This window comes from Salipiger mangrovisoli, assembly GCF_015223355.1.
In the GTDB taxonomy this organism is placed as follows: Bacteria; Pseudomonadota; Alphaproteobacteria; order Rhodobacterales; family Rhodobacteraceae; genus Salipiger; species Salipiger mangrovisoli.
Genome location: NZ_JADFFK010000013.1, coordinates 101,154 through 119,272, shown reverse-complemented (window position 1 = coordinate 119,272; position 18,119 = coordinate 101,154). Strand labels below are relative to the sequence as shown.

Here is an 18,119-nt window from a genome sequence, read left to right as displayed (position 1 = left end):
GCGGCCTAGTTCACCGCATCGAGCACCGCGCGGTGCAGCGCGGCGCGGATTTCGTCCTCGCGGATGTCGCCCTGCTCGGCGATCACCACCAGGCGCCCGGTGCGCGCCTCGCCCGGCTGCCAGAGCCGGTCGAACTGGTGACGCACCCGTGCACCGACGGCCTGCACCAGCAGCCGCATCGGCTTGCCGCGCACCGCGGCGTAGCCCTTCACCCGAAGGATGTTGTGGCTGCGCGCCAGCGGTTCGATGGCGTGCACCAGTTGGGCGGGATCGGCCAGTTCGGGGATCTCCACGGTGATCGACGCAAAGTCCTCGTGATCGTGGTCATGGGGCGTGTCGTGGTGGCTCGGGCGGGCGTCGAGATCATCCTCGGCGGCGGCCTCTATCCCGAGGATCAGACGCGGGTCCACGGCGCCCTCGGCGACTTCGATCACCGGCAGCGGGCGGGGCGCCTCTGCGGCGATGATCTCGCGGGCGCGGGCGACGCCCTCGGCCCCGGCGAGGTCCGGCTTGGTCAACAACACGAGATCGGCGCAGGCGATCTGATCCTCGAAGACCTCCGAGAGCGGGGTCTCGTGGTCGAGGCTCTCGTCGGCGGCGCGCTGCGCATCCACCGCCGCCACGTCCGGCGCGAAGCGGCCCGCCGCCACGGCCTCGGCATCGGCCAGAGCAATGACCCCGTCGACGGTGATGCGGGCGCGGATCTGCGGCCAGTCGAAGGCCTTCAGCAGCGGCTTCGGCAGGGCGAGGCCGGAGGTCTCGATGAGGATGTGGTCGGGGCGCGGCTCCAGCGCCAGCAGCGCCTCGATGGTGGGAATGAAGTCGTCGGCGACGGTGCAGCAGATGCAGCCGTTGGCCAGTTCGACGATGTTCTCGGCGGGGCAGTCCGGGATCGCGCAGCCGCGCAGGATCTCGCCATCGACCCCGACGTCGCCGAATTCGTTGACCACCACGGCCAGACGCCGCCCGCCGGGGTTGCGCATCAGGTGGCTTACAAGGGTGGTCTTGCCCGAGCCGAGAAAGCCGGTGATCACGGTGACGGGGAGTTTCGAGAGATCGGCCATGTCAGCTGTCCTGTTGCTGGGAGGGGTCTTCGGAAGGCGGCGTGAGCGGCGGGATCCGCGCGACGCAGTTGCGCTTGAAATGCTCAGGGCGCTGGCGCCAGGGGATCACCCCGTCGGGCGCGGCGTGGTACTGCGCGGCCCCGGCGAGGATCATCTCGGGATGCGCCGCCTCGTCGACATTGGCGAAGACATAGGTCCATTTCCCGGCCCCTCCGCGCAGCGCGACGGTGCAGCCGAAGTCGCAGTTCTGCAGGCATTCGGTAGGCGTGATCCGCAGCCCCTCGGGCCGCGCCAGCGCGGTGATCTGCTCGTAGAGCATCCGGCCGGGCCGCCGCTCGTCCTGCGGGGTCAGCCCCGCGCGGCGGCAGGTCACGCAGACCAGCAGCTCCGTGTCGCTATCCTGCCGCGTGTGCGCACAGTCTTTCATTCGTGTCGCCTCGTCATTGGGCGCACAGGGGTAACGGCGGAATGGATCCCGGACATGGGAACACCCCGACACCGGCACACCCCGTCCGGTCTCAAAAGTCATGGCTGGCAGGTCTCCCGGCTCACGGAATTCAGGGCTGCAGATCCAGTCTGTGGCCCGACGGACGCTCTGCCTTCCCAGCCCGATGGCCAGTGGCATTCCGAGCGCCCTTTCCCGTTCACGGTCGCGGGGGCGGCTGTGCCTGACCGCGATCTCTCGCGGCTGCACATTCCCTTTTCACCCGTTTACACGGGCACCAGCGTGGGGTCAGATCGCCCGGAAATCCGACCCCTGTCAAGACCGGAGAGAGCAGCTTGAGCGACGAGGCAAACATCCGCCACGCGGAAAAAATGAAGAAGATCAAGGCAGCACGCGACCGGATGATGGCCGGAAAGACCGAGGAGAAAGGTCTGATCATCGTTCATACCGGTGCCGGAAAGGGCAAGTCCTCCTCGGGCTTCGGGATGATCCTGCGCTGCATCGCGCATGGCATGCCTTGCGCCGTGGTGCAGTTTATCAAGGGCAATTGGATCACCGGCGAGGCCAAGATGATCCGCGAGAGATTCGCCGAGGAGTGCCGGTTCTTCGTCTCGGGCGAGGGGTTCACTTGGGAGACGCAGGACCGTGAGCGCGACATCGCCGCGGCAGAGCGGGGGTGGCAGATCGCGCGGGCGCAAATCCTCGATCCCGAGGTGCGCTTCGTGCTGCTCGACGAGATCAACATCGCGCTGCGCTATGGCTACCTGGACGTGGATGAGGTGGTTGGCTTCCTGCTGGAGGAGAAGCCCGCGATGACCCACGTCTGCCTGACCGGGCGCAACGCCAAGCCCGAGCTGATCGAGGCCGCCGACCTGGTGACCGAGATGACGCTGATCAAGCACCCGTTCCGCGACGGGATCAAGGCGCAGCAGGGCGTGGAATTCTGAGAGATCAGAGCGCGGCGAAGGCCGTCTCGAGCTGCGCCCAGCGATCCGAGGGCGGCAGGCCGAGGCGGATCCAGCTGTCCGAATAGGGGAAGATGCGGGACCAGATGCGCCGCGTCGCGAGGCCTTCCTGCGCGGCGCGGGCATGGTCGCAGGCGTAGGTGCGGAACAGCGGAGAGCCGCCGACGACCTGCCAGCCCGCGCCGCGTGCCAGCGCATCGAGCCTTGCGGCATCCCCGGTCAGGCGCTGCATGGTCTCGGCGCGCCATGCGTCGTCCGCGAGCGCCGCCGAGGCGATCTCGATCGCGGGACCCGAAACCGGCCAGGGACCGGCCAGTTCCGCCAACCGCTCGGCAAGCGGGCCATGCGCAAGCGCGAATCCCAGCCGGAGCCCGGCGAGCCCGTAGAACTTGCCGAAGGAGCGCAGCACCACGACGTTCGGCAGCGCCGTACCGAGGCGCGCCGCGATGGAAAGCTCCGGCTCGGGGTCGGCAAAACTCTCGTCCACCACCAGGTGCCCCACCCGCAACGCCAGCGCGCCAAGCGCCTCCGGCGGGCTGCGCCGCCCATCGGGGTTGTTGGGATTCACCACGACCGCAAGATCGGCGCCCTCCAGCGCGGACAGGGTGGCGGCCTCGGCGACGTCCCAGCCGAAGTGGCGCAGCGCGGCGGCATGTTCGTTGTAGGTGGGTGCCAGAACCACCGCCCGCCCCGGCGAGCGAAGCGCCGGAACCGACTGGATCGCACCCTGCGCGCCATTCATCGGCACGATGCGGGCAGGCGTATCATATGCGCTGCGCGCGGCAGCGATCAGGCGCTCCATGTCGGAGCGCTTCGGCAGGGCCGTCCAGGCCTCTGCCGGAACAGGCAGCACCGGGTAGGGCTCCGGGTTGATGCCGGTCGACAGGTCGAGCCAGTCGGCGCGGGTGCCGCCGAAGACGGTCATCGCGGCGTCGAGATTTCCGCCGTGGTCGCGGGGCAGGGGCGTCTGGGTCAGGCTGTCCATGGCGCTCACCCGAACAGGATCAGCGCGACGAGCGCAAGGGCGCAGAGCGCCATCGCCCGGCGGTAGAGGCGCAGCGCGCGGATCAGGTCCTGCGGCCGGGGATCGGGCGCATCGGGGTTGAGCCAGGGTTCCTCGGCGACCCGCTCGCCATAGACCCGCGGCCCCGAAAGCCGGACGTTCAGCGCGGCCGCCATGGCACCCTCCGGCCATCCGGCATTGGGCGAACGGTGTTTCGGCGCGTCGCGGCGCATCACCCGGACCGCCTCGAACGCCCGCCGTCCGCCCACCAGGGCGAAGAGCCCCCCGGTGATCCGTGCAGGGATCCAGTTCGCCACGTCATCGAGCCGCGCCGCTGCCTTGCCGAAGGCCTCAAACCGCGGGGTGCGGTGGCCGATCATCGAATCGAGCGTGTTCACCGCCTTGTAGGCGGCGATGCCCGGCAATCCAGCAATCGTGCCCCAGAACAGCGGCGCGATGATCCCGTCCGAACTGTTCTCGGCCAGGCTTTCCGTCGCGGCCCGTGCGACGCCCGCTGCGTCAAGTCGTGCCGGGTCGCGGCCGACGATCATCGACACCGCGCGGCGGGCGCCTGCGAGATCGCCTCGGGACAGCGGGGCGGCGACAGCCGCGACGTGATCGTGCATCGAGCGCAGGGCGATCAGCGGCCAGGCCAGCAGCGCCCCGATCACATGGCCCGCGAGCCCCTCGGGAAGCAGCGCCTGCACGGCCAGAGCGGGCAGGGCGGCCAGAGCGACGATCCCCGCCGTGGTCAGCGCGCCGAGCCACAGGCGCCGGCCCCTGCTGCCGTGGTTGAGCCTTGTCTCCAGCGCCGTGATCGCCCGGCCGAGCCAGGTCACCGGGTGCCCGATGCGCGCGTAAAGCGCGGCCGGCCAGCCCATCGCGAGATCGAGCGCCATCCCGCCCAGCATCATCAGGGCAAAGCTCATGTGCCACCCGTTCCGAAGTTGATCACGCCCTGCAACCCCGCCTCGGCCAGCACGCTTGCCCCGGTCCGGGGCAGGGTGCCGGGGCTGAAGACAAGACCCCGGGCAGAGCCGGTGTGCGCCCGCAGCCAGCCAAGCGCGCCAAGGTCACGGGCCAGATCGGGCGTAGGGTCGGCGGGGCCATCCGCGCCGTCCCGGCGGTCCCGGCAGCGGTCCGCCGAGGCGCTGGCCAGGGCGGCGCAGCGGGCGAGATCGGCGGTTTCAGTGGCTTCGCCCCAGTCCGCCGCGAGATCGGAGATATCGTCGAAATTGCTGTCGTCGGGATCGGTCGGGATCGGCGCACCCCAGAACCCGCCGAGGATGGCACAGGCGGGCGGCGGCGCGAAGCGGCCAAGGACGCGCCCCTCGCGCGAGGCCCAGAGCAGGGTGTCTGGCCGGGGAAACATCAGGGGATCACTGGCTCCTTCGACGACGAGGCAGGCCTCGGCGAGCCGCGCCGCGCCGCCCGCGAAGCCGGCGGCGCGCGCCAGTGCGACCAGCGTCGCGGTGGAGCCCCCGGCACCGCCGCCGAGCGGGAAGTTGCGGGCCGCGCCGGGCGCACAGACCGGGATCCCGAGTTGGCAGGCAAAAGCGTCGAGCTGCCGCTCGTCGAAGGGCAGCGGGTCAGGTCCGGGCACGCGGACGTGCAGCGCGGGGCAGCGCACGGTCACCAGGGCCACCGGGCCTTGCGGTCCCAGCCGCCCTTGGAGCCATTCGCCGAAATGGCCGGCGACGCTGACCTCGGCGCGGCTCATGTCCGGCCTGCCTCGATCACCGAGAATGGCCCCTCGGCGCCGCAGCGCAGCCGGGTCACCGAAAGCGTCGGGATCTCGAAGACCAGACCCGCATGGGGCGCTGCGCAGAGCTGTGACAGGGCTGCCCGGATCACCCCGGCATGAACCACCAGCACCACCGGCGCCGCGATGCGGGCGGCGGCCTTGCCATAGCCGGCGAGCGCGGGGCCGACGCGGGCGCAGAGATCGGAGAAACTCTCGCCACCGGGGGGTGTCCAGAGCGCGAGATCGGGGCCATCCAGTGGCCCGAGGTCGGGCAGATCGGCAATGCGCAAGCCGTCCTGAGAGCCGAAATCCTGTTCCCAGAGCAGCGGGTCCGGGCGCGCGGCGATGTCCGGCCAAAGCGCCTCGGAGGTCTGGCGGCAGCGCTGCGCCGGGCTGGTCACCAGCTGGCCGGGGCGCGGCAACGCGGCGCGCAGTGCGGCGATTGGCGCGGGCGCGATCCGCGCCGGCAGATCGGTGCGCCCGCAGAGCCTGCCGGGCTCGGCGATCGGGGCGTGACGGATCAGGATCAGCTCTCCCGAGCCGGGTGTTTCGTGCTGCAATGGCCTGCTTGCCTCTTTCCTTTTTGCGACATTGATGCTTTCCCATGCGGAAATGACAAGGTCGATACTCATCACGGGCGGAGCCCGGTCCGGCAAGTCCAAGATCGCCGAACGCAGGGCTCTCGCCCCCTGTGGTCGGGCGATTTATATCGCCACAGCAGAGATTTACGAGGCCGATGACGAGATGGCCGCGCGCATCGCCGAACACCGGGCGCGGCGGGGCGATGCCTGGCGGGACTTGCATGCGCCGCGCGATCTTTGCGGCGCGCTGCGCGCGAGCGACGGCACTCTGCCGCGGCTCGTTGACTGCCTGACCCTGTGGCTGACGAACCTGCTTCTGGCCGAGGCGGACTGGCGCGCCGAGGTGCAGGCGCTGGTGCAGGAGATCGCGCGGCAGCGCGCTCCCGTGATTTTCGTGACCAATGAAGTCGGGGCGGGAATCGTCCCGGAGAACCGGCTCGCGCGCAGCTTCCGCGATGCCGCGGGATGGACGAACCAGGCGGTTGCAGAGAGCTGCGACGAGGTCTGGCTGGCGGTGGCGGGCTATCCAGTGAAGGTGAAACCGAATGACCATGCTTTCTGACGTCTCCTCGCTTGCGGCAGTCGCGGAACTTGCGGCTGCGCTGCCGGTGGCTGACGCCGCCGCGGCGCGCGCGGCGCGCGACCGGCAGGCCAGCCTGACCAAGCCGCCGGGCTCGCTCGGACGGCTCGAGGACCTGGCGGTGTTCATGGCGGGTTGGCAGGGCGTCGAGCGTCCGCAGATCGGAAAGGCGCAGGCGCTGGTCTTCGCGGGCAACCACGGCGTTTGCGCGCAGGGGGTGAACCCCTTCCCGCAGGAGGTGACCGCGCAGATGGTTGCCAATTTCGAGGCGGGCGGGGCGGCGATCAACCAGCTCTGCCGCGTCTCGGGGGCGGAGCTGTCGGTGGTGGCGCTCGACCTTGAGCGGCCCACGGCGGATATCACCGAGGCCCCGGCGATGACCGGCGAGGAGACATTGGCCGAGATGCGGCGCGGCGCGGGGGCGGTCTCGGCCGGGGCGCAGGTGGTGATCCTCGGCGAGATGGGCATCGGCAATTCCACCATCGCGGCGGCGCTGTCCTGCGCCAGCTTCGGCGGCGCGCCCGAGGACTGGATCGGACGCGGCACCGGCTCGGACGAGGCGGGCCTTGCGCGCAAGGCCGATGCGGTGCGGCGGGCCTGCGCGCGCCACGCAGGGGCGCAGGGGCTGGATATCCTCGCGGCGCTCGGCGGGCGCGAGCAGGCGGCGATCTGCGGTGCGGTGCTGGAGGCGCGGGCGCGGCGCATCCCGGTGATCCTTGACGGGTTCATCTGCACCGCGGCGACCGCGCCGCTTTACGTGGCCGACCCGCGGCTGCTGGACCATTGCCTTGTCGGCCACGTGAGCCGCGAGCCGGGCCACGCGCGGCTGCTTGCGGCGCTCGACAAGACGCCCGTTCTGGCGCTCGACATGGCGCTCGGCGAGGGCTCGGGGGCGGCGCTTGCGCTTGGCGTGCTGCGCGCCGCGCTGGAATGCCACAACGGCATGGCCACCTTCGCACAGGCCGGGGTTGCGGGCGGATGACCGGGCTGCGGGGCCGCCTGCGCGAGCTGCAGGTGGCCGTCATGCTGCTGACGCGGTTGCCCGCCGGGCGGATCGAGGGCGAGGCGCCCGCGTTGAGCGCGGCCCGCTGGGCCTTTGTTCCGGTGGGTGCGCTGGTCGGGCTGCTCGGTTGGGCGGCGCTCGCCGGGACGCTGGCGACCGGGGCCAGCCCGCCGCTGGCGGCGGTACTGGCGGTGGCGGCGCACGTGCTGGCGACCGGCGCGCTGCACGTCGACGGGCTGGCGGACTTCGCCGATGGACTGGGCGGCGGGCGCGACCGGACTCATTGTCTCGAGATCATGCGCGACAGCCGCATCGGCAGCTATGGGGTGATGGCGCTGATCCTCGCGTCTGCGCTCTGGGTCGCGGCGCTGGCGCAGCTCGGGCCGCAGCTGGGATCCTGGGGCGGGGCGGGCTGGTTCGTGCTGATCGGGATGTTCAGCCGTGCGGCCATGGTCGCCGTGCAGGAAGGTCTGCCGCCCGCGCGGGCGGACGGCATGGGCCGGTTGGCCGCGGGGCGGAGCCGGGCGGCGCGCCTTGTGCTGCTCGTCGTCACGGCGGGCGGGCTGCTGCTGGCGGGCGCGACCGGTCTGATGCTGGTGCTGGTCTGCGCGACGGTTGCGGCCGCGCTCGGGCGTCTTGCGCAGCAGCGGATCGGCGGGGTGACCGGCGATGTGCTGGGCGCGGTCCAGCTGGTGTCCGAAGTCTTCTGCTGGACGGCGCTGGCGCTGCTTTCAGCCCCCTGGGCGCTTTAGCGCACAGGGGGGTCCGGCGGCTGTCAGGCCACCACGGCTCCAACAGTCAGATTGGTGACCGCCCGCGCAAGGCTTTCCCGATCCAGCCCGAAGTGGCGGTAGAGATCGCCGATGGTGCCGGTCTGGCCGAAATGTTCGACCCCGTGCGGTATGACCCTGTGCCCGGCCACCGCGCCGAGCCAGGACAGCGTGGCCGGATGGCCATCGATCGCCGTGACCAGCGTGCAATGGCGCGGCAGGTCGCCGAGCAGCGCCTCCACGTGCGAGCGCGCCCGCGGGTTGCCGCGCGCCCGGTCGCGCTGCGCCGCGGTCCAGCCGGCGTTGAGCCGGTCCGCCGAGGTCACCGCCAGCACGCCGACGTCGCGGCGGTGCTCGCCGATCATCCCCGCCGCGGCGATCGCCTCGTCGGCCACCGCGCCCTGGTAGGCGATGACCACAGAGCAGTTCGGCCCCGGCTTGCGCAGCCAGTAGGCGCCGTCGATGGCACCCTGCACGAAGGCATCGTCATGGCGCTTGCCGGGTTGCTCCAGCGGCTTCGTGGTCAGCCGCAGGTAGACCGAGCCGCCGGTCTCGTCGCGCAGCCAGGTCCGCTCGTCGGGGTCGCCGCGGCCCTCGCGCTGCATGTAGTCGAAGGCCCATTCCATGATCACCGCCAGTTCGTCGGCGAAGGCGGGCTCGAAGGCCGCCAGCCCGTCCTGGCTCATGCCGATGAGCGGCGTGCCGATCGACTGGTGCGCCCCGCCCTCGGGGGCCAGAGTGACGCCCGAGGGCGTGCCGACGATCATGAAGCGGGCGTCCTGGTAGCAGGCGTAGTTCAGCGCATCGAGGCCGCGGGCGACGAAGGGGTCATAGACCGTGCCGATGGGGATCACCCGCTTGCCGAAGAGGCTGTGCGACAGCCCCGCCGCGCCGAGCAGCAGGAAGAGGTTCATCTCGGCGATGCCAAGTTCCAGGTGCTGCCCCTCGGGGGCGAAGTTCCACTTGGCGGTCGAGGGGATGCGGTGCTCGATGAAGGCATCGCTCTGCGCCGCGCGGGCAAAGAGCTTGCGCCGATTCACCCAGGGCCCGAGCCCGGTGGTGCCGGTCACGTCGGGCGAGGTGGTCATGATCCGCGCCGCCAGATCGCTGCCCCCGCGCGCCAGCTCGTCGAGGATCTTGCCGAAGGCCATCTGGGTCGAGATCTCGCGGCTGGTGTCGATGGCCACCGCCGGAACCGACAGGCGCGCATCGGAATAGCGCCGCGGCCCCTTGGCGAAGAAGGGCACTTCCGAGAGGAACTGCTTCAGCGCCGCGGCGTCGGGCACCGTCGCGAAGGGCTCCCATTCCTGCCCCTCGGCGACGCCCATATGCGCCTGCCATTCGGCCATCTGCGCCTTGGTCATCAGCCCGCCGTGGTTGTCCTTGTGCCCGGCGATCGGCGTGCCCCAGCCCTTGATCGTATAGGCGAGGAAGCAGACGGGGCGGTCGTGGTCCACGGCGGCGAATGCCTCGGCCATGGTGGACACGCAGTTGCCGCCGAGGTTCTCCATCAGCGCCGCCAGCTCGGCATCGCTGCGGCGCTCGATCAGCGCGGTGACCTCGCCCTGATCGCCCAGATCCTCCATCAGCCGCTCGCGCCAGACCGCGCCGCCGCGATAGGTGAGTGCCGAGTATTCCGCGTTCGGGCAGGCGTCGATCCAGTCGCGCAGTCGCGCACCGCCGGGCTCGTTGAACGCCTCGCGTTGCAGGGCGCCGTATTTGACCCGCACCACGTCCCAGCCGAAGGCCTCGAAGATCTTCTCGACCCGCTCGAACAGACCCTCGCGCACGATGCCGTCGAGCGACTGGCGGTTGTAGTCGATCACCCACCAGCAGTTGCGCAGGTCGTTCTTCCAGCCCTCCTGAAGCACCTCGTAGATATTGCCCTCGTCGAGCTCGGCATCGCCGACCAGCGCGACCATGCGGCCCGCGTCGACCTCCGCCCCCCAGTCCTTGGCGCGAATGAAATCCTGCACCATCGAGGCCAGCGCGGTGATGCCGACGCCAAGCCCGACCGAGCCGGTGGAGAAGTCGACGTCATCGATGTCCTTGGTGCGGCTCGGGTAGCTCTGCACGCCGCCGTAGCCGCGGAAGTTTTCCATCTTCTCGCGCGTCTGGTTGCCCATCAGGTACTGCATCGCGTGGAAGATCGGCGAGGCGTGCGGCTTCACCGCCACCCGGTCTTCCGGGCGCAGCGCCGAGAAGTAGAGCGCCGTCATGATCGACACCATCGAGGCCGAGGAGGCCTGATGCCCGCCGATCTTGATGCCATCCTCCTTGGGGCGGAGATGATTGGCGTTGTGGATCATCCAGTGCGAGAGCCAAAGCAGTCGCTGCTCGATCACCTTGAGGTGCTGCGCGTCGTTGGTCATGTGGTGCCTCCCTTTGCGCGCGAGCCTACACCGACTCGGCTGGCGAAAGGCGGCTTTTGGATTGCCAGACGCGGCGTTCTGGAGTGATAATGAGCGCCTAATCGTCGAACTACAGCGGAAACGAGCGCCTATGTCGCAGAACCTGGACGAGATCGATCGAAAGCTGCTGCGCGAGTTGCGGAATAATGCGCGCGCAAGCCATCAGGAACTGAGCGAGCGGGTCGGCCTCTCGGCGTCGCCCTGCGCCCGGCGGATCCGCAGGCTGGAGACGGATGGCTATATCACCGGCTACAGCGCCCGCATCGACGAAGAAAAGCTGGGCTTCGGCTTCAGCGTGTTCATCTCGGTCCGGCTCGATCGGCAGATCGACGACCGGCTCGAAGCGTTCGAGACCGAGGTGCGGCGCTGTCCGGAGATCGTCGATTGCTGGCTGATGACCGGCAGCTTCGATTACCTGCTGCGGATCTCGGTCCGCGATCTGGCGGAATACGAACGCTTTCTGACCGGGCGGCTGACCAAGCTGCCGGGGGTGGCGTCGCTGGAATCCTCGATCCCCATCCGGCGGGTGAAGTACCAGCCCGCGCGGTTGGATTGAGCGTCGGGCCTAGGTCCTGCGCGACAGCGGCGAGTCGCTGGATGTGTCGAAGGTGTCGATCGACGACAGAACATGACTGCGCATGGCCGACTCGGCGCGGTTGACGCTGCCTGCGCGCAGGGCGGCGAGGATGCAGCGGTGGTCGTAGATGCTGCGTTCGAGCCGGGTGATGTCGAAGCGGTTGTAGGTGCGCATGATGACCCCCAGCTTCATCAGCGAGCCCGCCATCTCGGCCAGTTGCGGGTTGCGCGACATCTCGAGGATTTTCAGGTGAAACGCCGTGTTCTGCACGGAGAATGCCTCGAGAAAATCGGTGCCACGGCCGGCGGCGATCTCGTCCATGGCGTCGCACATGGCTTCCAGCTCGTCGAGATCCCTGGCGCGTGCATGCAGCGCCGCGAGACCCGCACCGAGGGTCTCGAGCGCCGCGCGGATCTCGAACAGATCCGATAGATCCGAGCCGCTGTATTTCGCGACGATCGCGCCGGATCCCGCGCGGATATTCACGAAGCCTTCGCGCTCCAGCCGGCGCAGCGCGTCGCGGATCGGCGTGCGGCTCACGCCCGCACGTTCGGCAAGCTCCGCTTCGATCAGCCGGTCCCCTTCGCGGTACTCGCCTTCGATGATGGCCTGTCGGATCACCTCGTAGCCGGTCTGGCCAGGGGTAGAGCTTTTCGTAGACTTTTTCATCCGATTGTATACCGTGACGTAAGAATCATGATTATTTGCGCATGTTTTAATGCACTTTGTATTCTAAGTGAGGGAAAATGCAAGGAACACTCAAGGCACGCCTGGCCACTGGAGAGATGCTCGTCGCTCCCGGCGTCTATGACATGATCTCGTTGCGCATGGCCGTCTCGGCCGGGGCGAGCGTGGCCTATATGACGGGATATGGAAGCGTCGCGTCGCACCTCGGACTGCCCGATGCGGGGCTCGCGTCCTACCGGGATATGGTCGGCCGGGTCGAGGTGATGGGCGCCTTTTGCCGCGAGCGCGGTATACCGCTGATCGCCGATGGCGATACGGGTTACGGTGGCATCGTGAACGTCGCCCACACGGTCCGAGGATACGAGGCCGCCGGGGCGAGCGCGATTCAGATCGAGGACCAGGTCTTTCCGAAGAAATGCGGTCACACGCTTGGCCGCGCGGTGATCCCCACCGAGGACATGGTGACCAAGATCAAGGTCGCCACCGACGCGCGTCGCAGCGACGAGTTCCTGATCCTTGCCCGCACCGACGCCCGCACCACCCACGGGCTCGACGAGGCCATCCACCGGATGGAGCAATATGATGCCGCCGGGGCCGATATCCTGTTCATCGAGTCGCCCGAGAGCGAGGAAGAACTTGCCCGCATCGCGGCGCATTTCTCGAAGCCGGTGCTGGTCAACAACGTCGAAGGCGGACGCACGCCGGTGCTGCCGCAGGCGCGGCTCCGGGAGCTGGGCTTCGGCCTTTCTATCTATCCCGCGACCGGCTTCCTGGCCGTCGGCGCAGCGCTCGAGAACGTCTATGCCGGCCTGCTGAACGGCGGCGAAGAGGCGATCTCGGCACCGCTCTACAACTTCGAGAAATTCAACAAACTTATGGGGTTCGACGAAATATACGAGCTGGAAGACCGTTTCAGAGCCTGACGGGGAGGTCGGGCTTCACATAGGGAGGAGGAACTCATGAAGCACTTGAAGGACGTTCTTTTGGCAGGGGCCGTCGCGCTGCTGCCGGTCGCGGCGCTTGCCGATACGATCACGCTGGCCTCGACGGTGCCAGACAGCGGGGTGAACCGCGTGGTCACCGAAACGCTGGTCGGGGCACTCGGCGAGTCGAGCCCCGAGACGACCGTGGACATCTTCCTCGACGGCTCGCTGGGCGGCGAGCGCGAACTGCTCGACCTGCTGCGGCTCGGCGAGACGGACATCCACATGGGCGTGATCCACGCCTCGCTCTACTTCCCGGAACTCGATGCGACGCTGGTGCCCTACCTGTTCCCCGATTACGCCAGCATCCAGGCATTCCTGGCCTCGGAGACCGGGGACCGGCTGAAGGCGGCGCTTGAGGAGAAGGGCAACGCCAAGTTTCTCGGGACCTACTACCAGGGCGCGCGCTGGACCACCGCGAACCGGCCGTTCCGGACCCTGGACGATCTCAAGGGGCTCAAGATCCGCATGCCGGAGATCCCGCTGTGGATCAAGATCTGGTCCGGGATGGGGGCAACGACCACCCCGATGCCCTCGCCCGAGGTGTTCTCGGGGCTGCAGACCGGCGTGATCGACGCGCAGGAGAACATGCTGAGCAACATCCTCGGCCGCCGGCTCTACGAGGTCCAGAGCCATCTGATCGCGACCGAGCATCAGCATAGCTACATCACGATCATGGCCAATCTCGACTTCTGGAACGGGCTTGACGCAGAGGCCCAGGCGAAGCTCCAGGCGGCGATCGACAAGGCCACGGCGGCGGGCTCGCAGAGCGCTTTCGAGGAGAACCAGAGCCTGATAGACGAGATCGTCGCCTCGGGCGTCGAACTGGTGCAGCCCGACCCCTCCTTCCGCACCGACAGCATGGAGATCATCCGCGCCGCGGCCAACAGCCAGCTCGAACCGGGCATCTACGAGAAGGCGGTCGAGGTCATCGAAACCAAGCAAGGCACCGGAAATTGAATCGTGCCACGCAGATGATCGTGAAGGTGAGCGACGCCGTCGCCACCTTCGCCTTCGCTGGCTTCCTGTGCGCGATCATCGCGCAGGTCGCCTACCGATACGCCGGGATATCGATGGTCTGGAGCGAGGAATTGGCGCGCCTGCTGAACGTCTACATGGTGTTCTTCGGCCTGATCCTCGTGACGGCTGATGGGGGGCATCTCAAGATCGACATCCTCGAACGGTCGATCCGCTCTCCCGAGGCGCTTCGGCTTCTGAGGGTCGCGCACAGGGTCCTGGCGCTGGTCTTCCTGCTGTGTCTCGCCTGGGGCGGGGTGAAACTGACATTGTCCTCGTGGGCTCACCCGCTGGCGACCATGGCATGGGCCAACCACGGCATGGTCTACCTGCCGGTGGTGATCGGAGCGCTGCTGTCGGCGGCGCTGCTCGTCCTGCAACTCCTGCCCACGCCAGACCAAGCGGCGCAGCCGCAGGAGGACGCCGGATGATCCAGGGCTTTGCCATGCTCGGCTATCTGGTCGTGCTGCTGGGGCTCGGCCTCGGAGCGGCCTTCGCCATGGGCCTCTCCGGCCTCATCTACTTCGGGACGACGCGCGGCATCGACTCCATCCCCTACGAGATCATCGTGCAGCGGGTGGTCGCGGGGATCGACTCCTTCACGCTGCTGGCGATCCCGATGTTCGTCTTCGTCGGACACCTGATGAACGAGAGCGGTGCCACCACCCGGCTTTTCAGCTTCGCCAAGGACCTCGTCTCGCCGATGCGCGGCGGGCTGGCGCAGGTGAACGTGCTGGCAAGCATGCTCTTCGCGGGCATGTCAGGCTCGGGAACCGCCGATGCGGCGGGCCTGGGGAACATCGAGATCCGTGCCATGCGCGAGGCCAATTACGATGACCGCACAACCATCGGCGTCACGGTGGCCTCGTCGCTGATCGGTCCGATCATCCCGCCCAGCATTCCCGCGATCCTCTATGCGATCCTCGCACAGGTCAGCGCGACGGACATGCTGCTGGCCGGGATCCTGCCGGGTCTGCTGATGGCGGCGGCGCTCATGCTGCTGTCGGCCTGGCACGCGCGGCGCTTCAACTATCCGCGCGGCAGATTCCCCGGATTGGCCCGGCTCTGGGCTTCGTTCCTGTCGGCTTTCGGCGCGCTGCTCACCCCGGTCATCCTTTTGGGCGGCATCATGCTCGGCGTTTTCACCGCCACCGAGGCGGCCGCGGTTGCCGGGCTCTGGGCGTTTTTCCTGGCCACCGTGCTCTACCGCTCGATGGGGCTGCGCGCGGTGATCGGGGTCCTGCGACGCTCGACCTACGATTCCGCCACGATCATGTTCATCCTCGGCTGCTCGGCGGTGCTGGCCTGGATCCTGACGCGGGTGAAACTGCCGACGACGATCGCGAACTGGTTGATCGGCCTGTCCGACAGCCCGGCGGTGATCATGCTGCTGGTGATGGTCTTCCTGCTGGCGATCGGCTGCTTCATGTCGGTCGCCGTCGCGATCAATATCCTGACCCCGATCCTCGTGCCGATCATGGTGCTCTACGGTTTCGACCCGGTGCATTTCGGGATCATCATGATCATGCTGCTGGTCATCGGAGAGGCCACGCCGCCCTTCGGCATGGTGCTCTATGTGATCACCAATATCTCGGGCCGCCCCTTCGAGTTCGTCGTCGCCGCGGCGCTGCCGTTCCTGCTGGCGATCCTGGTGGTGGTGGTCCTCGTGGCGCTGTTCCCGCCGTTGGCGCTCTGGCTGCCGAGCCTGGTCCGTTGAACGGCGGCGGGTGGGGACGCGCTGCCTGTCCCGTCCGGCAGGACAGTGCAGGTCATCTGCTCAGGGTCAGCTGGCGGGCTGTTCTTGACGAAGGTGGTGGCGTTCCCATCGCGGCACCACCTCGGAGCGGGTGACCGAAAGCAGGAATTCGGTGCTCTCGTCCCGCAGCACGTCGATCTCGGGGTCAAGCGCGTCGAGCCGGTGCCGCAATCCCGCCAGCGCAGCGGCTGCGGCAGCCTCGGTGGTGGCCTCGAGGATCGCAACGACGTAGTGCCGCCCTTCTGCCGAGGCTTCGGGGCTGCGGAACACGCCGTAGGCGGGGATGTGGTCCGCGCGGCCCAGATGAAACGCAGAGATGGCCTGCGCAGACAGCGCGCCGCGCAGCAGGCCGAGGATCGCCGCATCGCTGGCCTCGGTGTCGTCGGAAAGCCGCAGCGCCAGGACCCCGGCGCGTCCTGCGCAGCCGGTGCCCTCTGAAGCGAGGGTCCGGCAGGGGATGCGCAGGAAGTTCCTGAACCCTGGCCGCATGCGCGCCGACCAGGGCGTCGGCTCGGCCTGGAGCTCTGCGTATTGCGGCGTTTCCAGCGCGGCGAGGCTGTCGAGGTCGTAAAGCGTCATGTAGCGGCTCTCGCGCCGGTCATAGGCACCGTATCGGCGGCCCGAGAGAAACCCCGGCGCGGCGACGCGCTCCGGCACGTGCTCGAAGCTGTGCCAGCGTTCGTATTCCTCGGCGCGGGCTTCGTCGAAGTCATTCCACAGGCACAGGAAGGCATCGCCGAGAAGCGGCATCAGGCACCCCCCTGCAACACCATGACCTTGGAGGCCTGTTTTGCACCGGCGATCTCGACCGCATCGAGCGCCGCGGCAAGCGGCAGGCGGTGACTGATCATCCCGCGCGCCCGCTCGGCGTTGGCTTCCAGCCAGCCGAGCACCTCGGGCCATGTTTCCACCGGCGCGCGGTACGAGCCGAGGATCTGCTGGTGGTTGCGCACCAGCGCCGTAAGATCGACCTGCGCCGGGGCCGGATGGATGCCGACGATCACCAGCCTGCCGCGCTTGGCAAGCACGCTCAGGGCCTCGGGCACCACCGAAGGCGCGCCGGTGGCCTCGAAAATCACGTCGAAGCGGCCCTTGTCCAGCCAGGGCACCAGCGCTTCGGCCAAAGTGCGGCCCAGCGTATCGGCGGTCTGTGGAAAGCCAAGCGCATCGAGCTGCGCCAGCCGGGACGCGTCGTCGCGGCCCAGGACGACAACCTCGCCCGCGCCCGCGGCCTCGGCAAACAGCGCGATGCCCTGGCCGATGGTGCCGGGGCCGAGCACCAGCACCCGTGCGCCGGGCTTCAGCGCCGCCGTGTCCACGGCCTCGCGGCAGACGGTCATCGGCTCGGTCAGCGCGGCGATCTCGGCGTCCAGGGCGTCGGGCACCATCACGCAGTTCTCTGCCGGAACCAGCAGCTGCGGCGCGAAGGCGCCGTTGCGGCCGATGCCGACACCGCGCCTGCCCGTGCAATTGTCGGGATCACCGCCCAGGCAGGCAGCGCAGCTGTGGCAGAGAACCGAAGGTCGGACCGTGACGCGCCGGCCGTGAAGCGCGGGATCGACGCCCGCGCCAAGGCTTTCGACGCGGCCGCAGGTTTCATGGCCGATGGTGACCGGCATCGCCTGCTGCATGGACTCGTAGCCCGGTGTCCAATGCGCGATATGGACATCGGTGCCGCAGACCCCGGTGGCCTCGATGGCCAGCAACACCTCGCCGGGGCCGGGAACCGGGGGGGCCGTCACCTCGCGCAGCTCAAGCCCCGGTGCCGCGGCGGTCTTCTGCAGGGCCAGCATGGCGGTCACGACCTCCAGCCCAGGAAGCGGCGCTCGATCAAGCCGATCAGCGAGCCGACCACGAGTCCCATCAGCGACAGGATCGTCACCCCGGCGAAGAGCCGTTCGAGATCGTAGAGCGAGCCCGCTTCGAGGATGTAGGAGCCGATGCCGTATTCCGCGCCCAGCATCTCTGCCGCGACCAGCAGGATGATGGCGATGGCGATCGATACGCGCAGCCCCGAGAGGATGCCGGGGAAGGCGCCGGGCAGCACGATCTTGCGTACAATGGACCACCAGGAGAGGCCAAAGCTCTGGCCCATGCGGATCAGCGTGCGGTCGACGCTGTCCACGGCGCCGAAGGTGGCGACGACTGTGGGGGTGAAGGTGCCGAAGGCGATCAGCGCGTATTTCGAGCTTTCACCGATGCCGAACCAGATCACGAAGAGCGGCAGCAGCGCGATCTTCGGGATCGGGAAGAGCGCCGAGATCAGCGGCACCAGACCTGCCCGAGCGAGGCTGAAAAGGCCGATCATCGTGCCGAGCGCAATGCCCGCCACCGCGCCGAGGCTGGCGCCGATCAGCAGCCGCATCAGCGAGGGCGCAAGGTGTTTCCAGAGCAGCCCAGAGGCGGCGAGATTCCATAGGGTTTCCAGCACCGCCGAGGGGCGCGGCATGGTCAGGTTCGAGATCAGCCCGCTGCGGGTGCCGGCCTCCAGCAGGGCGATCAGCAGCACGAAGACCATGATGGCCGCGCCGCG

Annotated in this window: 20 protein-coding genes and 1 riboswitch; of the genes, 9 read left to right on the top strand and 11 right to left on the bottom strand. The window is 68.7% G+C overall.

Going from position 1 to position 18,119, the window contains the following annotated elements; all coding sequences use genetic code 11:
* Window positions 1–5 precede the first annotated feature (5 nt).
* Both cobW and IQ782_RS17460 read right to left on the bottom strand, forming a co-directional pair.
* The gene (cobW, locus tag IQ782_RS17465) at window positions 6–1,064 is read right to left on the bottom strand and encodes a cobalamin biosynthesis protein CobW (RefSeq protein WP_194135950.1); all 1,059 of its coding nucleotides are present in this window, start codon (window positions 1,062–1,064) and stop codon (window positions 6–8) included.
* A gap of 1 nt (window position 1,065) precedes the next feature.
* Window positions 1,066–1,491: a DUF1636 family protein gene (locus IQ782_RS17460; RefSeq protein ID WP_194135949.1), complete on the bottom strand. Its 426-nt coding sequence runs from the start codon at window positions 1,489–1,491 to the stop codon at window positions 1,066–1,068.
* An 89-nt stretch (window positions 1,492–1,580) separates the two neighbouring features.
* Window positions 1,581–1,806: riboswitch (cobalamin riboswitch) on the bottom strand.
* 38 nt (window positions 1,807–1,844) lie between these two features.
* Between IQ782_RS17460 and cobO the strand changes: the two genes are divergently transcribed.
* Window positions 1,845–2,456, top strand: a complete 612-nt coding sequence (gene cobO / locus IQ782_RS17455) for a cob(I)yrinic acid a,c-diamide adenosyltransferase (RefSeq protein ID WP_194135948.1) — start codon at window positions 1,845–1,847, stop codon at window positions 2,454–2,456.
* 4 nt (window positions 2,457–2,460) lie between these two features.
* Here cobO and cobD read toward each other — a convergent pair whose 3' ends face one another.
* From cobD to IQ782_RS17435, 4 genes are read right to left on the bottom strand one after another with little or no spacing between them, the layout of a single operon-like run.
* Entirely contained in the window at window positions 2,461–3,459 is a 999-nt protein-coding gene (cobD, locus tag IQ782_RS17450) for a threonine-phosphate decarboxylase CobD (RefSeq protein ID WP_194135947.1), read from the bottom strand.
* A gap of 5 nt (window positions 3,460–3,464) precedes the next feature.
* Window positions 3,465–4,406 carry an adenosylcobinamide-phosphate synthase CbiB gene (gene cbiB, locus IQ782_RS17445; RefSeq protein ID WP_194135946.1) on the bottom strand — a complete coding sequence of 314 codons (942 nt, stop codon included), beginning with the start codon at window positions 4,404–4,406 and terminating at the stop codon, window positions 3,465–3,467.
* On the bottom strand, window positions 4,403–5,197 hold the full coding sequence (locus tag IQ782_RS17440) for a propanediol utilization protein (RefSeq protein WP_194135945.1): 795 nt from the start codon (window positions 5,195–5,197) through the stop codon (window positions 4,403–4,405). Before IQ782_RS17440 ends, cbiB begins: the two co-directional genes overlap by 4 nt.
* A complete protein-coding gene (locus IQ782_RS17435; RefSeq protein ID WP_240989364.1) occupies window positions 5,194–5,781 on the bottom strand; it encodes a histidine phosphatase family protein in 588 nt (195 codons plus the stop codon). Before IQ782_RS17435 ends, IQ782_RS17440 begins: the two co-directional genes overlap by 4 nt.
* A 34-nt stretch (window positions 5,782–5,815) precedes the next feature.
* Between IQ782_RS17435 and cobU the strand changes: the two genes are divergently transcribed.
* The 3 genes from cobU to cobS are packed head-to-tail and all read left to right on the top strand — an operon-like array spanning window position 5,816 to window position 8,137.
* Window positions 5,816–6,364: a bifunctional adenosylcobinamide kinase/adenosylcobinamide-phosphate guanylyltransferase gene (cobU, locus tag IQ782_RS17430; RefSeq protein WP_338092603.1), complete on the top strand. Its 549-nt coding sequence runs from the start codon at window positions 5,816–5,818 to the stop codon at window positions 6,362–6,364.
* Window positions 6,348–7,364, top strand: coding sequence for a nicotinate-nucleotide--dimethylbenzimidazole phosphoribosyltransferase (cobT, locus tag IQ782_RS17425; RefSeq protein WP_194135942.1), 1,017 nt, complete (start codon window positions 6,348–6,350; stop codon window positions 7,362–7,364). The genes cobU and cobT overlap by 17 nt, the downstream gene beginning before the upstream one ends.
* Entirely contained in the window at window positions 7,361–8,137 is a 777-nt protein-coding gene (cobS, locus tag IQ782_RS17420; protein ID WP_194135941.1) for an adenosylcobinamide-GDP ribazoletransferase, read from the top strand. Before cobT ends, cobS begins: the two co-directional genes overlap by 4 nt.
* 23 nt (window positions 8,138–8,160) lie before the next feature.
* Here the strand turns inward: cobS and IQ782_RS17415 are convergent, their stop codons facing one another.
* On the bottom strand, window positions 8,161–10,527 hold the full coding sequence (locus IQ782_RS17415; RefSeq protein WP_194135940.1) for a 1-deoxy-D-xylulose-5-phosphate synthase N-terminal domain-containing protein: 2,367 nt from the start codon (window positions 10,525–10,527) through the stop codon (window positions 8,161–8,163).
* A gap of 130 nt (window positions 10,528–10,657) precedes the next feature.
* On the opposite strand from IQ782_RS17415, the gene IQ782_RS17410 reads away from it, so the two are divergent.
* Window positions 10,658–11,122 (top strand): Lrp/AsnC family transcriptional regulator, encoded by a 465-nt coding sequence (locus IQ782_RS17410; protein ID WP_194135939.1) that lies wholly within the window; start codon window positions 10,658–10,660, stop codon window positions 11,120–11,122.
* Window positions 11,123–11,131: 9 nt separating this feature from the next.
* On the opposite strand, the gene IQ782_RS17405 is transcribed toward IQ782_RS17410, so the two are convergent.
* Entirely contained in the window at window positions 11,132–11,812 is a 681-nt protein-coding gene (locus tag IQ782_RS17405; RefSeq protein ID WP_194135938.1) for a GntR family transcriptional regulator, read from the bottom strand.
* A 77-nt stretch (window positions 11,813–11,889) separates the two neighbouring features.
* Here IQ782_RS17405 and IQ782_RS17400 point away from each other — a divergent pair, with 77 nt between their 5' ends.
* The 4 genes from IQ782_RS17400 to IQ782_RS17385 are packed head-to-tail and all read left to right on the top strand — an operon-like array spanning window position 11,890 to window position 15,547.
* Window positions 11,890–12,753 carry an isocitrate lyase/PEP mutase family protein gene (locus tag IQ782_RS17400; RefSeq protein ID WP_194135937.1) on the top strand — a complete coding sequence of 288 codons (864 nt, stop codon included), beginning with the start codon at window positions 11,890–11,892 and terminating at the stop codon, window positions 12,751–12,753.
* A 36-nt stretch (window positions 12,754–12,789) separates the two neighbouring features.
* Window positions 12,790–13,773 carry a TRAP transporter substrate-binding protein gene (locus IQ782_RS17395; RefSeq protein WP_194135936.1) on the top strand — a complete coding sequence of 328 codons (984 nt, stop codon included), beginning with the start codon at window positions 12,790–12,792 and terminating at the stop codon, window positions 13,771–13,773.
* A 26-nt stretch (window positions 13,774–13,799) separates the two neighbouring features.
* A complete protein-coding gene (locus IQ782_RS17390; protein WP_194135935.1) occupies window positions 13,800–14,261 on the top strand; it encodes a TRAP transporter small permease subunit in 462 nt (153 codons plus the stop codon).
* On the top strand, window positions 14,258–15,547 hold the full coding sequence (locus tag IQ782_RS17385; RefSeq protein ID WP_194135934.1) for a TRAP transporter large permease: 1,290 nt from the start codon (window positions 14,258–14,260) through the stop codon (window positions 15,545–15,547). Before IQ782_RS17390 ends, IQ782_RS17385 begins: the two co-directional genes overlap by 4 nt.
* A 66-nt stretch (window positions 15,548–15,613) precedes the next feature.
* Here the strand turns inward: IQ782_RS17385 and IQ782_RS17380 are convergent, their stop codons facing one another.
* The 3 genes from IQ782_RS17380 to IQ782_RS17370 are packed head-to-tail and all read right to left on the bottom strand — an operon-like array spanning window position 15,614 to window position 18,104.
* Window positions 15,614–16,336 carry a hypothetical protein gene (locus IQ782_RS17380; protein WP_194135933.1) on the bottom strand — a complete coding sequence of 241 codons (723 nt, stop codon included), beginning with the start codon at window positions 16,334–16,336 and terminating at the stop codon, window positions 15,614–15,616.
* Window positions 16,336–17,379, bottom strand: coding sequence for a zinc-dependent alcohol dehydrogenase (locus tag IQ782_RS17375; RefSeq protein ID WP_194135932.1), 1,044 nt, complete (start codon window positions 17,377–17,379; stop codon window positions 16,336–16,338). The genes IQ782_RS17380 and IQ782_RS17375 overlap by 1 nt, the downstream gene beginning before the upstream one ends.
* Before the next feature lie 5 nt (window positions 17,380–17,384).
* Complete coding sequence (locus IQ782_RS17370; protein ID WP_240989372.1) at window positions 17,385–18,104, bottom strand: ABC transporter permease; 720 nt, start codon at window positions 18,102–18,104, stop codon at window positions 17,385–17,387.
* Between the last annotated feature and the right edge of the window lie 15 nt (window positions 18,105–18,119).

Excerpts from the sequence above, each read along its gene's own strand:
- cobD (WP_194135947.1), bottom strand. The coding sequence starts at position 3,459 with ATGGACAGCCTGACCCAGACGCCCCTGCCCCGCGACCACGGCGGAAAT.
- IQ782_RS17380 (WP_194135933.1), bottom strand. The coding sequence starts at position 16,336 with ATGCCGCTTCTCGGCGATGCCTTCCTGTGCCTGTGGAATGACTTCGAC.
- IQ782_RS17375 (WP_194135932.1), bottom strand. The coding sequence starts at position 17,379 with ATGCTGGCCCTGCAGAAGACCGCCGCGGCACCGGGGCTTGAGCTGCGC.
- IQ782_RS17395 (WP_194135936.1), top strand. The coding sequence starts at position 12,790 with ATGAAGCACTTGAAGGACGTTCTTTTGGCAGGGGCCGTCGCGCTGCTG.
- IQ782_RS17440 (WP_194135945.1), bottom strand. The coding sequence starts at position 5,197 with ATGAGCCGCGCCGAGGTCAGCGTCGCCGGCCATTTCGGCGAATGGCTC.
- IQ782_RS17415 (WP_194135940.1), bottom strand. The coding sequence starts at position 10,527 with ATGACCAACGACGCGCAGCACCTCAAGGTGATCGAGCAGCGACTGCTT.
- cbiB (WP_194135946.1), bottom strand. The coding sequence starts at position 4,406 with ATGAGCTTTGCCCTGATGATGCTGGGCGGGATGGCGCTCGATCTCGCG.
- cobT (WP_194135942.1), top strand. The coding sequence starts at position 6,348 with ATGACCATGCTTTCTGACGTCTCCTCGCTTGCGGCAGTCGCGGAACTT.
- IQ782_RS17400 (WP_194135937.1), top strand. The coding sequence starts at position 11,890 with ATGCAAGGAACACTCAAGGCACGCCTGGCCACTGGAGAGATGCTCGTC.
- IQ782_RS17405 (WP_194135938.1), bottom strand. The coding sequence starts at position 11,812 with ATGAAAAAGTCTACGAAAAGCTCTACCCCTGGCCAGACCGGCTACGAG.
- IQ782_RS17410 (WP_194135939.1), top strand. The coding sequence starts at position 10,658 with ATGTCGCAGAACCTGGACGAGATCGATCGAAAGCTGCTGCGCGAGTTG.
- IQ782_RS17385 (WP_194135934.1), top strand. The coding sequence starts at position 14,258 with ATGATCCAGGGCTTTGCCATGCTCGGCTATCTGGTCGTGCTGCTGGGG.
- cobS (WP_194135941.1), top strand. The coding sequence starts at position 7,361 with ATGACCGGGCTGCGGGGCCGCCTGCGCGAGCTGCAGGTGGCCGTCATG.
- IQ782_RS17460 (WP_194135949.1), bottom strand. The coding sequence starts at position 1,491 with ATGAAAGACTGTGCGCACACGCGGCAGGATAGCGACACGGAGCTGCTG.
- cobW (WP_194135950.1), bottom strand. The coding sequence starts at position 1,064 with ATGGCCGATCTCTCGAAACTCCCCGTCACCGTGATCACCGGCTTTCTC.
- IQ782_RS17370 (WP_240989372.1), bottom strand. The coding sequence starts at position 18,104 with ATGGTCTTCGTGCTGCTGATCGCCCTGCTGGAGGCCGGCACCCGCAGC.
- cobU (WP_338092603.1), top strand. The coding sequence starts at position 5,816 with ATGCTTTCCCATGCGGAAATGACAAGGTCGATACTCATCACGGGCGGA.